Source organism: Pseudomonas sp. SIMBA_067 (assembly GCF_046534675.1).
Taxonomy (GTDB): Bacteria; Pseudomonadota; Gammaproteobacteria; order Pseudomonadales; family Pseudomonadaceae; genus Aquipseudomonas; species Aquipseudomonas putida.
Map to the genome: position 1 here is coordinate 1 of NZ_JAWRYH010000318.1, position 278 is coordinate 278.

Annotated in this window: 1 protein-coding gene; it reads right to left on the reverse strand. The window is 57.6% G+C overall.

The genetic code is table 11. From position 1 onward, the window contains the following. Nucleotides 1–270: aminotransferase class III-fold pyridoxal phosphate-dependent enzyme (locus tag SB765_RS29270; RefSeq protein WP_410932440.1), on the reverse strand; the 270-nt coding region annotated here is incomplete at its 3' end. Nucleotides 271–278 lie beyond the last annotated feature (8 nt).

The following is a 278-nucleotide window of genomic DNA, read 5'->3' on the forward strand; positions in this document are numbered from 1 at the left end:
GCACAGCTCCAGATACGGCTCGTAGGCCAGCACCTGGAAGCAGGTGTGCGACAGTTTTTTCAACTGCGCTTCCACCGCAGCCACCACTTTCGGATGCAAGTGCCCGGTATTGAGCACCGCAATCCCGCCCGCGAAATCAAGATACTCACGGCCTTCAACGTCCCACACCCGGCAGTTTTCCGCGCGGTCAGCGAAAATCGGGTGAATTTGCCCAACACCACGGGGAATCGCCTGACTGCGGCGCTGCATTAACTCTTTATTGCTGCTCATTCGCGTTC